This is a genomic window from Algoriphagus sediminis (assembly GCF_030403435.1).
GTDB lineage: Bacteria > Bacteroidota > Bacteroidia > Cytophagales > Cyclobacteriaceae > Algoriphagus > Algoriphagus sediminis.
This window is the reverse complement of record NZ_JAUEPH010000001.1, coordinates 667,184-680,300: the sequence shown is the minus strand read 5'-3', so window position 1 is coordinate 680,300 and position 13,117 is coordinate 667,184. Positions and strand designations below refer to the sequence as shown.

14 protein-coding genes and 1 tRNA gene are annotated in these 13,117 nt (G+C 40.7%); 11 read left to right on the top strand and 4 right to left on the bottom strand.

What is annotated here, in order from left to right; translation table 11 throughout:
- Positions 1-117: 117 nt before the first annotated feature.
- From QVH07_RS02905 to QVH07_RS02890, 4 genes are all read right to left on the bottom strand, one after another.
- A complete protein-coding gene (locus QVH07_RS02905) occupies positions 118-1,410 on the bottom strand; it encodes a hypothetical protein (RefSeq protein ID WP_289998627.1) in 1,293 nt (430 codons plus the stop codon).
- Positions 1,411-1,667: 257 nt separating this feature from the next.
- Positions 1,668-1,749: transfer RNA gene (locus QVH07_RS02900), tRNA-Leu, on the bottom strand.
- Positions 1,750-1,826: 77 nt separating this feature from the next.
- Positions 1,827-2,126 (bottom strand): putative quinol monooxygenase, encoded by a 300-nt coding sequence (locus QVH07_RS02895; RefSeq protein ID WP_289998626.1) that lies wholly within the window; start codon positions 2,124-2,126, stop codon positions 1,827-1,829.
- A gap of 3 nt (positions 2,127-2,129) precedes the next feature.
- Positions 2,130-2,906, bottom strand: a complete 777-nt coding sequence (locus tag QVH07_RS02890) for an SAM hydrolase/SAM-dependent halogenase family protein (RefSeq protein WP_289998625.1) — start codon at positions 2,904-2,906, stop codon at positions 2,130-2,132.
- 103 nt (positions 2,907-3,009) lie between these two features.
- Here QVH07_RS02890 and QVH07_RS02885 point away from each other — a divergent pair, with 103 nt between their 5' ends.
- The 11 genes from QVH07_RS02885 to QVH07_RS02835 all read left to right on the top strand — a co-directional run bounded on the left by QVH07_RS02885 (position 3,010) and on the right by QVH07_RS02835 (position 13,020).
- Positions 3,010-3,993, top strand: coding sequence for a PhoH family protein (locus QVH07_RS02885; protein WP_289998624.1), 984 nt, complete (start codon positions 3,010-3,012; stop codon positions 3,991-3,993).
- Entirely contained in the window at positions 3,965-4,402 is a 438-nt protein-coding gene (locus QVH07_RS02880) for a GNAT family N-acetyltransferase (protein WP_289998623.1), read from the top strand. Before QVH07_RS02885 ends, QVH07_RS02880 begins: the two co-directional genes overlap by 29 nt.
- Before the next feature lie 11 nt (positions 4,403-4,413).
- Positions 4,414-4,983, top strand: a complete 570-nt coding sequence (locus QVH07_RS02875; RefSeq protein ID WP_289998622.1) for a DUF3575 domain-containing protein — start codon at positions 4,414-4,416, stop codon at positions 4,981-4,983.
- Positions 4,984-5,071: 88 nt separating this feature from the next.
- Positions 5,072-7,009, top strand: coding sequence for a ComEC/Rec2 family competence protein (locus QVH07_RS02870; RefSeq protein ID WP_289998621.1), 1,938 nt, complete (start codon positions 5,072-5,074; stop codon positions 7,007-7,009).
- Between the two features lie 53 nt (positions 7,010-7,062).
- Positions 7,063-7,830 carry an enoyl-CoA hydratase/isomerase family protein gene (locus QVH07_RS02865; RefSeq protein WP_289998620.1) on the top strand — a complete coding sequence of 256 codons (768 nt, stop codon included), beginning with the start codon at positions 7,063-7,065 and terminating at the stop codon, positions 7,828-7,830.
- Positions 7,831-9,747, top strand: coding sequence for a RecQ family ATP-dependent DNA helicase (locus QVH07_RS02860; RefSeq protein WP_289998619.1), 1,917 nt, complete (start codon positions 7,831-7,833; stop codon positions 9,745-9,747).
- Positions 9,740-10,336: a hypothetical protein gene (locus tag QVH07_RS02855; RefSeq protein WP_289998618.1), complete on the top strand. Its 597-nt coding sequence runs from the start codon at positions 9,740-9,742 to the stop codon at positions 10,334-10,336. Before QVH07_RS02860 ends, QVH07_RS02855 begins: the two co-directional genes overlap by 8 nt.
- Positions 10,329-10,883, top strand: coding sequence for an NUDIX hydrolase (locus QVH07_RS02850; protein WP_289998617.1), 555 nt, complete (start codon positions 10,329-10,331; stop codon positions 10,881-10,883). Before QVH07_RS02855 ends, QVH07_RS02850 begins: the two co-directional genes overlap by 8 nt.
- Positions 10,883-11,314: an acyl-CoA thioesterase gene (locus tag QVH07_RS02845; RefSeq protein ID WP_289998616.1), complete on the top strand. Its 432-nt coding sequence runs from the start codon at positions 10,883-10,885 to the stop codon at positions 11,312-11,314. The genes QVH07_RS02850 and QVH07_RS02845 overlap by 1 nt, the downstream gene beginning before the upstream one ends.
- Positions 11,315-11,349: 35 nt before the next feature.
- Positions 11,350-12,054, top strand: coding sequence for a tetratricopeptide repeat protein (locus QVH07_RS02840; RefSeq protein ID WP_289998615.1), 705 nt, complete (start codon positions 11,350-11,352; stop codon positions 12,052-12,054).
- The gene (locus tag QVH07_RS02835; RefSeq protein ID WP_289998614.1) at positions 12,055-13,020 is read left to right on the top strand and encodes an L-threonylcarbamoyladenylate synthase; all 966 of its coding nucleotides are present in this window, start codon (positions 12,055-12,057) and stop codon (positions 13,018-13,020) included.
- The last annotated feature ends 97 nt before the right edge of the window (positions 13,021-13,117 follow it).

The window sequence follows — 13,117 nt, the reverse complement described above, 5'->3', positions numbered from 1 at the left end:
ATTTCTTTAGGCTAAAGCCAAATTGCGAGAATAAAATAAATAGCCCCTAGTTCAAACCAGGGGCTATTTTAGTTGTCAAAACCTAAAATCCTATCGAAGGGACTAAAGCAACTTACGTTATTCGAATCTTCTGGTGATAACTGTAAATTTTACCGGTTCTATTTTGGGTCCCGTTATCAAGCTTTTCCGAATCTGTTCGTCGTAGGATAGTGAGTGGTTAGTCAGTGATACTGATTGGAGAGAAAACTTAGAAAGATCCTGCAACTTTGGTTTATCCTCAGTCAATTCTGAAGGCAAAGTGAGATTGGCCTTGGATTCATTCCCTTTTATAGTCCACTTCAGAGTCATAAATGTATCCCCTGTAAATGGCTCTGACTGATCCCATTTTGCAGTCCAGTTAGTGTCTTCAGAGGAAATTGAAACTTGGAAATCAGAAATCGAAGTACTAGGAACCTGAACTTCTTTCGATTCCGGTAAATCAAGCGATTCGGGTTTGGGACCAATTAAATGGTACGTAAAAGAAGTATTTGGAGAGGAAATTCGAGTTCCATTAATGATCAAATGATAATTTTTTATGTCATCCAAAAAACCAATTTGGTGAGTTAGACTTGGATGAAGGTCATCATTCAATAATCCGAGTTGATTGGTGTTAATAATATGACGGTATTCGAGTGAATTTTCGCTGTCTTTAAAACCTAAGCAAGTAAATTGGAAGTCGGAGAAATTCGAAGCAGGATAACTGAAAACCTGATCAAAAGGCTTTAAGTCAGAAAAAGTTCTGGTGATAGTAACTCCAGGATTGGGTACATTAAGCCTTTCATATCTAATATCCCCCAATCCATCTCTCGCCATAAGGAAATACTCATCTGAGCCCTTTGGACGATAAACTCTTAAATTTATTCTTGGTCCAACTTGCATACCACTAGCCGCATAAGTCCGATTAGAACCAAATACTGAAGCTCCGAAAGGAGTGCTTGTATGCGAAATCTCAACATTAAATTCTCCGTCCTGTTCTGCACCTTGTGTAGCAGGAGCAGCCAATCCTAAACTTAGGTCTTCAATGACTGAAATATGGGTGAATGATTCCAAAAGTTCAACCTTACTTCCGTTAAATTCAGATTTTTTGTAAGTAGTTAAATGGTACCGCTGGGAATTATCCACTTTGAAAAGTAGGCTACTTTCTCCTTCTATCTTCCTGCTGTCGATAGGTTTTCCATCAAGGGTATGAAGAATAACCCATACCTCATTTTGGTTGGATATATAATTTGGTAAAATATTAACCCTGAGTTCATCATCTAGGATGTTTACTGGGTCCGGATCTGTAATGTTTACCGGTTCTGGGTCCTCATTACCTAAACAGGAAAAAAGACAAGTAATAAGCACAATGTAGAAATAAAGAGATTTCTTCATAAGGGGGGTGAGTTAATGTTTAAGGATGATAAGTGCTTAACAAAGGAAAGGAGAATTCTGCTCTTAAAAAATACCCAATAATGGGTATTTTTGGACGTAAAAACATCGATCAACCTCCAATGGATATTTTGAGAGGTAATTAGAAACTCAGAATGCTGAAATCAGAAGTCTAAAAGGCTCGCCTACGGTTGTGGGCTTTTTTTGTTTGCCAAAAAATGCAAAAACCCCTTCAAAATTGCTTCTGAAGGGGTTAATAGTACCCAGGGCCGGAGTCGAACCGGCACGCCCGAAGGCATTGGTGTTTGAGACCAACGCGTCTACCAATTCCGCCACCTGGGCTTGGTGAGATCCTATGTCTCGATCGCTACATCCGTAACGGGTTGCAAATATGGGTAAAGATTTTTTTTCCTACAACATCAAGAATTCACTTCTTGAAGTTTTTTTGAGCTGAATGCAAATGGACGCTCTGAGAAGAGGGTTTTGGTAAAGCTCCATACCCCTTTGAATAGCTCAGAATCGCGGTACCTGTTCAGTGCATCCTCATCTTCCCAATAGCTATAGGTCATGAAAACATTATGCTGATTCTCGTCTCTCCAAAGCTCCAAATGCTGGCATCCCTCAAAAGCACGGATCGCATGTTTATGCTTTTCGAAGTTATCCAGAAAGTCCTGAACACTTGCTTCCTGAAAGGTCATTCTTACTACCCGAATCAACATATTCTAAGCATTCTGATGAAAATTAATGTGAATGGGACTATCGTGCTTTAATCCCAACAAGCCGGCACCATTCCCCTGATTGATTCCAATTTCCAGGAATCCTAGACTATTAAAAATCACAAAACAATCCCCAGGCTCCACATCATGATATGATTGATTTATTTGATGGATGATTTCACGGTTAAATTCAATAGAGTATTTACCGGGATTGAGTTTTTCAAAGTCTACTTTACGAATATTGGTGATTAAATTTCCGTATCCGTCTACATTTGCAACATGCCCCAAAATTTGTTCTCTGGTCACTTTGGGCTGACTGTACAGCAGTTTGTTTAATCGATTTAAGGGCCCTCCGAAATCATGGATGGATGCACCGCTGGCTACTTTTGCAGCGATAGGAGCCAGGATCTCCTTTTCCGGAAAGCTGCTTTGTTTAATAAACTGATCCGAAAAACGCACAATTATTCCCGGATCCTGATCAAATAATAGGCTTAAAACCCCATTATTTGGCCCTATGAAAATATGATCCTCTAATTTCAATCCCACAAACCCATCAGTAAGTCCCATAGTGGTTTGCATGGCCACTAGGTGCACAGTCCCTTTTGGAAACTCGCGAAATACAGATTTTAATAAAAAGGCTGCAGGAGCAAGGTCGAAGGGCTTTGAGTTAGACGATATTTCCACAATATTTAGTTGTGGATTGATCGACAGCATACTGGCTTTGACGGCAGGTAAATAAAAATCATTATCCCCAAAATCAGAGAGGATTGTCACTAATGCCATAGAAATGGGTAAATTTATTGTGTACTTTTGTACAACGAGAAGAACAAAAATAGAAATTTTATTCTTTAGCCTTCAAGGATAATTCAAATCAAAAAAGACGAGTTTGGTCGAAAAAGTAATCACTTTAGAAAACATCCCTTTAGCCGAATTTTTAGGTGCGGCAAACGCGAATATTAAGCAGCTTTCAGCAGCTTTTCCTCAGAGCAAAATCATATCCAGAGGAAATGAAGTTCGGATTCAAGGAGGAGCTCCAGAAATACTTCGGATCAATGAGGTTTTTAATCAGCTCTTAGCTCATTTTGACCAGTATGGTAAGCTTAGCCCAGAGAATGTAAAAGACTACATCGATGCAGACGGAGCAGCCATGGAGGAAGCAAACAAGGATACCGTCATTGTTTTTGGTAACAAGGGATTGGTTATTAAGCCAAAATCTGCCAATCAGCGGAAATTGGTTACTGCCATGGTTAAGAATGACTTGGTTTTCGCCTTAGGGCCGGCTGGAACCGGTAAGACATACATTGCTGTAGCTTTGGCTGTAAGGGCCTTAAAAAACAGGGAGGTAAAAAGAATCATCATCACCAGACCTGCTGTGGAGGCGGGAGAAAACCTAGGTTTTTTACCTGGAGATCTTCAGGAAAAATTAGATCCGTATCTAAGGCCGATTTATGATGCGCTTCAGGATATGGTCCCGCCTGAAAAGCTGAAGTACTATCAGGAGACCCGGGTGATTGAAATCGCTCCTTTAGCTTACATGCGAGGGCGAACCCTGCATGATGCTTTTGTGATTTTGGATGAAGCCCAAAACACCACCAGTGAACAGATCAAAATGTTTTTGACTCGAATGGGTCCAAATGCCAAAGTGATGATTACCGGTGATCAGACCCAGGTGGATTTGCCTGTAAGGCAAAAGTCAGGACTTTCTGAGGCTTTGAGAATCCTCAAAAATGTCAAAGGAATAGGTATGGTCAACCTGAGTGGAAAGGATGTCATCAGGCATAAACTGGTGAAAAGTATCATTGAAGCTTACGAGCGAAATGAAGAGGACAAAAGACCGAAAAATGAGTCTGGAAGTAGAAGTAATTCGTAGTCCGGAAGCATTTAAAGCGGCGATGGCCATAAGAGAGCAGGCATTTGTCATCGAACAGGGAGTGGCCCCTGAGGATGAATGCGATCAATACGAAGAGAGTTCTACGCATTTTTTGGTTCGTGAAAATGGAAACCCCATCGGAACTGCACGATGGAGATTTACCAAAGAGGGAGTGAAAATTGAGAGAGTTGCAGTAAAAAAACAATTACGTGGAAGAGGTATCGGTTCGGTGTTGGTCAAAGCAGTTTTAGACAATATTGAGTCGAATGAGGAGGCAAAAGGCAAAATGAAATACTTAAACTCTCAAATAAATGCGATTACGTTATATGAGCGTTACGGATTTGAAAAAGTTGGTGAGATGTTCGAAGAATGTAATATTTTGCACTATAGAATGGAATTGAAATCTTAAACTGATACAAAATGAAAAAGCTAATTTTTACTATAGCAATGGCTGTGTTAAGCTCTACAGCACTTTTGGCACAGGATTTAATCTCAAGTAGCGGAAGCGGTGGAGGCTTCGGGAGTAAAACCAATGAAGTAAAAGTAAACTTCCTGAATCTTATTCTACTAGGATCCGTCGAGGTGGGGTATGAAAAATTTTTGGGGGATGACCATTCTTTGGATTTACAGGTTCATATAAATGATCGATTTGGGTTTAATTCTCAAAGTGGAGATAAAAACTACAAAACAAACTCTGTTCAGGCATCTATGAATTTTTATTTTGGGGATAATCCTAATGGAAGGTTTTATTTATTTCCTTTAGCCAAAATCCGATTTGGCGAATTTGAAGAAATGGTCGATGGTGATATGGTCACTACCAATATGAATGCCTTTATATTTGGAGCTGGCGGAGGATACAAGTGGGAGTTTTCAGAAAGCTTTGCTTTCGGTCCCTATGCCAGTATTGCCAGAGGATTTAGCGATGAAGTGGCCGAACGATTCACCCGAGTTGAATTTAATGCTGGTTTTAGCCTTGGATATAGATTTTAACATCAGTTAGATTCTGAAAAAATTAGCCCCTTTTAGGGGCTTTTTTTATGCTTCATTTTTCCTAAATTCATAGGAGATATTTTTTGATATGAATTTTACGGAGGTTCCATTTTTACGTTATCTGTTTTTTTTGATCCTGGGAGTTTTGTTTTCGGAAGTTTTCCCAATCCAGAATTATATGATTGTTGGTTGGGGATTAGGTCTGGGCTGGATCACCTATTTTCTAATTTTAATTGTTTCTGGACAAAGGAAATTTAGGTATTCCCCATTTCTTGCTTATTCCTTAATCCTAGCCCTTGGGTTTTTACTAGCTAGTTTGGAGAGAAGAAATTTGTCCAAATTACTGAACTATCCCTTAGAAAAATCTGAAGCCTATGTGGCAGAGGCTTTAGATTATGATATTCAAAAAGCCAATTCAAAGCAGAATACTTTTAAGGTTTCTAAAGTCCTTATCGATGGAACCTGGGATAAGGTAGACGCAAAGGTATTAATCTATCATCAGATGGATATGGAATTTCAGCCCGGTCAGATTTTCCTTATCAAGGGTAGTTCTGAAAAACTTCCTGAAACCACCGGACCCGCACAGTTTGATTACAGGAAATTCTTATTAAGGAAGGAAATAGCTTTCCGGCACTTTGTGGGTAAGGATTTACATGGGATAGGTCAGAATTCTGATTTCAACTTTTTTCGTTGGCTGCAAGGGGTGAGGAATAATCTTACAAACAGAATCGAAAACTCTTTTGAAAATGAGGAAGTGGCCTCCGTAGTGAAGGCACTTTTAATCGGAGAGAAAGAGAGTCTGGGCCCTGAAACTCGAAAGGCTTATGGCAATGCCGGTGTTATGCATATTCTCGCGGTTTCAGGACTTCATGTTGGAATTGTTTATTTGATCTTCCTCTTTTTCGCCAAGGCATTTAAGTTTTCAGGAAAGCTGAAACGTGGATATTTATTTTTTGTGATTCTTTTCCTTTGGTTCTACGCTTGCCTGACTGGATTTTCTCCGTCGGTTGTGAGGGCATCCACTATGTTTTCACTTTTTCTTTTTGGACAAATGCGAAGAAGTGAGCCACCTTTTTTCAATCTGTTAGGCTTTTCTGCCTTGATTATGATCGCCTATTCTCCAAATATGATTTATGATGTTGGCTTCCAACTGTCATATTTAGCAGTGGCTGGAATTGTGCTTCTTCAGCCGTTGATCCTGAATCTTTGGATTCCTCAAAATCGGATTTTGGACTATTTCTGGCAGTTGACCTCTGTGAGTATCGCTGCTCAATTAGCCACATTCCCTCTTTCCATTTTTTATTTTCATTATTTCCCCACGCTTTTCTTGATTGGCAATCTGCTGGTTTTACCCATCTCATTTTTGATTATGCAGATTGGGATCCCCTGGCTGGCTATTGGGTCTTTGCCGATAATAGGAGATGCTTTGGCCTGGGTTTTAAATCTTTTGATTCAAATTCAGAATTTCTTGATTTATGGGATTTCTAACCTTGATTTCTTCAGGCTTGACCGGTTAACTATTTCCATTCCGACCATGATCTTTATTTGGTCTGTCCTCTTGATTATCGCAGGATGGAGAGAGTTCAAAAAGAAAATCGCAGCCCGACTATTACTTTCTGTTTCATTCATTTTTGTCCTTTTTAAATCCATCGAAAACCATCGAGTTTCACAGAATGAAGTCATCCTTTATCCTGCAGAATCAGGTTTTTTGCTGGATGCCTACGGCAAAGACGGGTTGAAATCTTTTTCGAAAGGCTTTGATCCCGAGGATATAAGTTATTCTGTTGATCCCTACCGGGTCTCGAGGAATCAACGCATTATACCGAATGATTTGAGGGCAATCTCCAAGGAATCCGATTATCAATTCCCTGAAATTGGGATTTCTTTGCTTCTGGATTCAAACGTGCTTACGGTTAGTTCAGATCGGGATTTTGACACCCAGCTTTGGAGGAAGGGGGAATGGGAAAATTTACCTCAAAAAGAAACCATTCCTTTAGAAAAAAATGCCATACGGATTATCTATTGACTATTTTGCCAATGCTCAGGCATCCTTTATCTTGAACATGCAAATCATCCAAAATGGTAAAAACCAATAAAGAAAATCGCATAGGCTATATCACGTTAAACAGACCAGAGAAAAGAAACGCGCTTGGTCCCGAAATGGTCCAAGAACTTTCCGAAGCTTTCGAAAAATTTTCTGAAGATGAGGAAGTGAAGGTTATTGTGCTTAAAGCCGAAGGAAAAGCTTTTTGTGCTGGCGCTGACTTAGCTTATCTGCAAGATTTACAGTCTTATACCTTTGAAGAAAACCTGGAGGATAGCCTCAGGTTAAAAGGGCTTTTTGCGAAAATTTATGAGTTCCCAAAGGTGGTGATTGCTCAGGTTCAGGGTCATGCCATTGCTGGAGGTTGTGGGTTAATGACCGTTTGTGATTATGCCTTTACGGTCCCAAAAGCGCTATTTGGCTACACCGAAGTTAGGATTGGATTTATTCCTGCCTTAGTATCCGTCTTTTTGAATGAGCAAATCGGTGGTGCTAAAACTCAGGAACTTCTTTTACATGGAGGACTGATCGATGCAGAAAAGGCGAAGGCTTATGGCTTGGTCAATGATATATTTTCTCCTGATGATTTAGAGAGGCAGGTGAAATCCTTTTCGCAGGAACTGATCGAAGGAAACTCCACACATTCCATGACTGCGACCAAAGCTCTTTTGCGTAAGCTAAACAAAAAACAAAGGGACGAGAACCTCATGATGGCGGCAAAACTTAATGCAGAGGGGCGGGCTCACCCTGATTGTGTGCATGGAATTTCGTCGTTTTTAGAAAAGAAAAAACCTCAGTGGTAAGTGTCAAAGTCTCCGGAAAATATCCTTCAGGAGGTTTTTGGGCATAAGTCTTTTCGTCCTTTACAATCCAAAATTATTCATTCTGTTTTAGAGCAACAGGATGTTCTGGCCTTGTTGCCGACTGGCGGAGGTAAGTCCCTTTGCTATCAAATTCCTGCATTGGTCAAAGAAGGGATTTGTCTGGTGGTAAGCCCTTTGATAGCATTGATGAAGGATCAGGTAGATATTCTACGAGGCTATGGGATTAAAGCTCAGGCTATTTACTCAGGAATGAATAAGAGGGAGCTTGACCGCGTGCTGGATAATTGCATTTACGGGGATTATAAATTCCTTTTTGTATCTCCGGAAAGACTGCAGACCGAGCTTTTCATTGAGAGGTTTAAGCAGATGAATGTGAATCTTATTACTGTGGATGAGGCGCATTGTATTTCTCAATGGGGTTATGACTTCCGACCCCAATACCTGAAAATTGCATCTATTCGGCAATATCATCCTCAAGCACCTATTCTTGCTCTGACTGCTACGGCCACCCCTAAAGTAAGTGAGGACATAAGGGAAAAGTTGGAGATGAAATTTCCTCAATTTTTCCAGGGGAGTTTTGCCAGACCTAATCTTAGCCTCAGCGTAAGGCTGGTTGAAAATAAATTCGAGAAGGGGGTGGAAGTACTGCACAGGCTCCATGGATCAGCGATTTGGTATGTTCGAAGCCGCCAATTGACCCACCAAATTTCTCATGCTCTCAATCAGTTAGGTTTTCGATCTGGAGTTTACCATGCAGGCTTGATCGTAAAGGAGCGGGATGAAATTCAAAAGAAATGGATGGAAGGTTCCATTCGGATTATGGTTTGTACCAATGCTTTTGGAATGGGTATCGACAAAGCTGATGTACGCATAGTGATTCATGGTGATTTACCGGAAAATATAGAAAGCTATTACCAGGAAGTAGGAAGGGCAGGAAGGGATGGAGAAAAGGCCTTTGGAGTTCTTTTGAGCAATCAAGGCGATTTTGAAAAGATGATGGAAAGGGCTGCGTTGGTTTATCCTCCCACTGATTTCATCCGCCGTGTATACCAGTGTTTGGCGAATCATTTTCAATTGGCAGTTGGGAGCAAAGTCGATGAAGGCCTGAATTTCGAGTGGAGTGACTTTGCCAGAAAATATAATCTGGGTGTTTTGGAGGCTTTTTATGGATTGAAGGTGCTGGAAGAAGAAGGACTTATTGCCATGAGTGACAGTTACTATTCTCCATCCAGGGTCCATTTTTTAGTAGACAGTGAAACAGTCTATCGCACTCAAATTGCCTATGCTAATCTGGATCCGGTGATCAAGTTACTTTTGAGGACGCATGGAGGGAATCTCTTTACCGAATACATAAAAATCAATGAAGCCTCGCATGCCAAGGCACTCAACATTTCAATTCAGGAATTCATCAGGCGGCTCAAGCAACTTGAGCAGATGGATATTCTGGATTATGATCATCGGGAAGACCGACCCCGGATTTTTTTCCTGACCTCACGTTATGATGCTAATAATCTCCCTTTGAATGTCAAAAGAATAAATGAGCGAAGAATTCTGACCATTCAAAATGCTGAAAGAATTGTTAGATACGCTCATCAGGAGGAGGCTTGCAGAATGGAGTTAATCCAAAATTACTTTGGGGAGAAAAACGTAAAGCCATGTGGAATCTGTGACGTTTGCCTAAAAAGGAAAAGGGAATCAGATCCAGATAGAAACTTAAATTCCCTAAAGTCGCGGATAATAGAAACCTTAAAGAAGAAAGGAGAGTTATCCCTACGAGAACTGATGAGCGAGGCAGGTACTCCAGATACCAGAGAAAATCTGGATTATATTCGAGGCTGGATAGATTCAGGAGAGCTTATCAAAAATCCAGCTGGAAAAATCACTCTTAATGAATAAATATCTTGATTCCATTTTCGGGAAAGTTTTCGGGACTTCTACTCAAAAAGTAAGTCACAAGGAAAACTATACCCTGACTGAAGAGCAGGTGTTAAGCGCTGAAAGATGGTTTTCAAGTGAGGAAGGTTCTGAATTGTTAAAACGGGTTCTTAAAAACTATCACTTCAAAAAGAGTCAGATAAACGAGCATCCACAGGTACATATTTTTTCCAGTAAGTATGCCAATGGCTTTGCGGTGACGTTTGAAGAACCATTCACTGAGGAATCTTTTGAATTGCTTTTTCACAGCTTTGCAGCTCGCTGCTTGAAAATGGGATACAAAAAAGTAAGCCTGGATAGAAAAATAGAAGAGCGAGGCCAGCAAGTCATAGAAATAGAAAAGTTTTATTTTAAACCACCTCTTCAAATGCTTGAGGAAGGAGAACTCATTTCTCAACTTTATGGGAATGTGAGTGTGGAGAAGTATTCTTCGGATAATCGCCCCAGCTATCTTCGGCTGCTGGTTACGGTTTATTCGGACAGGCTTTATCAGGACGCCCTGCCATTTGATGAATTTATGGATCATTTATTCGACGTAGCCAATGACTGACCGCGAAAAACTACACACCCAACTTTCAAAATACCGAACACCCTATGAGGAGGAATCCAGGTTTATCCCTGATTTTCTTGATCTTCTGAAGGATGATAATGCATTCGTTCGTGAAAGACTCGCAGGTCATTTCACTGCATCCACCTGGATAGTCAATGCAAATAGAACGCACACTCTACTCACTTTGCATCGGAAATTGGGAAGATGGCTTCAGCTCGGTGGACATGCAGATGGAGATGAAAACCTCCCGAGAGTTGCTATGAAGGAGGCCACTGAAGAAAGCGGTTTATTATCCCTTAGACTGGTTGAAGCAGAGATTTTTGATATTGATAAACATATTATTCCTGAGCGAAAAGGTGTGCCACAGCATTATCATTACGATGTGAGATTTTTGATAGAGGCTGATTTGGATGAGCCACTTGTTTTAAGCAACGAAAGCATATCTTTGGCCTGGATCACATTCGATTCCGTTCAGGATTTGATTGGTCATAACCCATCTATCCTTCGAATGCTGGAAAAAACAAGTCGTTCTGAAATCACCATTTGATGAGTACAAATTCTGATCTCAACCTGGATCAATTTTCATTTTCCTGTCCTTTACAAATTCGATTTTCGGATATCGATGGGTATATGCATGTAAACAATGGAGTTTACTTCAGTTACTTCGAGCACGCACGTGGCTTATTTCTTCATGAAATTGCGGGGTGGAATGTGATGGAAGTCGGAACTGTAGTCGGAAAGACCACCATCGAATACTTAAGACCGATTCATCTTGAAGATAAATTCAAGTGCTTGGTACGCTGTAGCAGAATCGGTAATTCTTCATTCGATTTGGAGCAGGTGATCGTGAGCGATGGAGATTCTGAATTTAAGGTATTTTCCAAATGTCATACGGTCATGGTTTCAGTAGATATGAAAACCATGAAGCCAACGCCAGTTCCCGCTGTGTATAGAGAAAAGCTTTTGCCGTCAGGCTAAAAAGATTTCTATCTTTGCGAAAAAATTAAAGGCCTGTGCGAAAACTCTGGATCCTCTTTTTATCAATTATTCTCATCGCTTGTTCCCCAAGTGAAGAAGAACTTGTGAGTGCTGGGATTACCGAAATGGATAATCAAAGCTGGGAGCAGGCCATTGAGTATTTCGATAGAGCCTTGGAGCAAAATTCCTCCAATTCGACAGCTTTAAATGCGAAGGGTGTGGCGATGTTCCAGCTTGGGAAAATTGAAGAGGCTATTCCAGTTTTTACAGCATCGATTCAGGCTGATTCTATTTCCTACAAGCCCTGGTTTAATCGGGGAAATGCTAATCTGGAACTTGGGAATTTCAAGGCAGCCATTTCGGATTTTAACCTTGCAAATGGCCTTGATCCAAGCCAAACCGATATTTACTATAATCGGGGGTTGGCACTCCTAGGACTGGAGGAATACGAAGATGCCCTATTGGATTTTGATGCTGCACTTCAGGTAGATCCAAATCAGGCTCTGGCTCACTTCAATCGGGCAAAAGCCCTTTTGGGGAATAATGATCCAATTTCTGCAATTGAAGCACTCACGGTTTCACTGAATTTGGATCCAGATAATGGTGCGGCCTATTACCTATTAGGCGTGACAAGAATGAGTGCCTTGAACCAAAGGGAGGAAGGATGCGCTGACCTAAAAATGGCTTTGTCCTTGGGGATTTCTGAGGCGCAAAGTTGGCTGGACGATTTTTGTGAATAAATGGCACTTATTTCCAGGGATATTTTTCAGGCTGCCAAAGCTTTAAATGAAGGTGAGGTAATCGGTATACCCACTGAAACTGTGTATGGTCTTGCGGGAAATGCCCTAGATGGAAATGTGGTAGCAAAGATTTTTGAAGTTAAGGAAAGACCAAGCTTTGATCCCTTGATTGTTCATGTATCGGGGGTAGATCAAGTCTCTGAGTACTGTGAAAAAATTCCTGAGCCTTTGGCAAAGCTCGCAGATAATTTCTGGCCAGGTCCATTGACTTTACTTTTGCCTAGGAAAAAAATCATTCCTGACATAGTCACTTCAGGATTGCCCAGAGTTGCAGTTCGGGTACCATCTCATCCACTGACTCTGGAACTTTTGAAAAATTTAGACTTTCCATTGGCTGCACCGAGTGCTAATCCATTTGGATATATCAGCCCAACTACTGCTGCTCATGTGAATGCTCAGCTAGGAGAAAAAATCCCTTTTGTTTTGGACGGAGGAAATAGCCAGATTGGTTTGGAAAGTACCATCGCAGGAATGGAAGGGGATGAGGCTGTGATTTATAGACTTGGAGGGCTTTCGATCGATAGCATTGAAAACCTAATTGGTAAAGTAAAAGTCACCAGTCATAGTTCTTCTAATCCTCAGGCTCCCGGGTTATTGAAAAGTCACTATGCTCCGAAAGTTCCTTTTAGGTTAGGAGATATTGAAGTCCTTCTAAAAGAATCAGAAGTGGAGAACGAGCGAATTGGAATTCTCAGTCTTTCCAAGGAATTTGATCAAATTACCCCTTTAAACCAGGTTCAGCTTAGCCCTTCAGGAAATTTGAATGAGGCTGCGCAAAACCTTTTTGCAGCCATGAGAAAGCTTGATGATTTGGATATTGATTTAATTTTGGCGGAGCCAATGCCAGAAAGTGGCTTAGGCAAAGCTATCAATGACAGACTTAGACGAGCGGCGGTTAAAGACTAACTCCAAGAGTGATTTCTGACTTATTTTTCCGTGTTTTGACATAATCTTTAATAAATTCAACTTTTGAAAGTTGCTTCAACCGTTAATATCTTTTTAC

Bases quoted from the DNA above. Each gene is read 5' to 3' on its own strand.
- QVH07_RS02905 (WP_289998627.1), bottom strand. From the start codon at position 1,410: ATGAAGAAATCTCTTTATTTCTACATTGTGCTTATTACTTGTCTTTTT.
- QVH07_RS02895 (WP_289998626.1), bottom strand. From the start codon at position 2,126: ATGTTGATTCGGGTAGTAAGAATGACCTTTCAGGAAGCAAGTGTTCAG.
- QVH07_RS02890 (WP_289998625.1), bottom strand. From the start codon at position 2,906: ATGGCATTAGTGACAATCCTCTCTGATTTTGGGGATAATGATTTTTAT.
- QVH07_RS02880 (WP_289998623.1), top strand. From the start codon at position 3,965: ATGAGTCTGGAAGTAGAAGTAATTCGTAGTCCGGAAGCATTTAAAGCG.
- QVH07_RS02875 (WP_289998622.1), top strand. From the start codon at position 4,414: ATGAAAAAGCTAATTTTTACTATAGCAATGGCTGTGTTAAGCTCTACA.
- QVH07_RS02870 (WP_289998621.1), top strand. From the start codon at position 5,072: ATGAATTTTACGGAGGTTCCATTTTTACGTTATCTGTTTTTTTTGATC.
- QVH07_RS02865 (WP_289998620.1), top strand. From the start codon at position 7,063: ATGGTAAAAACCAATAAAGAAAATCGCATAGGCTATATCACGTTAAAC.
- QVH07_RS02855 (WP_289998618.1), top strand. From the start codon at position 9,740: ATGAATAAATATCTTGATTCCATTTTCGGGAAAGTTTTCGGGACTTCT.
- QVH07_RS02850 (WP_289998617.1), top strand. From the start codon at position 10,329: ATGACTGACCGCGAAAAACTACACACCCAACTTTCAAAATACCGAACA.
- QVH07_RS02845 (WP_289998616.1), top strand. From the start codon at position 10,883: ATGAGTACAAATTCTGATCTCAACCTGGATCAATTTTCATTTTCCTGT.
- QVH07_RS02835 (WP_289998614.1), top strand. From the start codon at position 12,055: ATGGCACTTATTTCCAGGGATATTTTTCAGGCTGCCAAAGCTTTAAAT.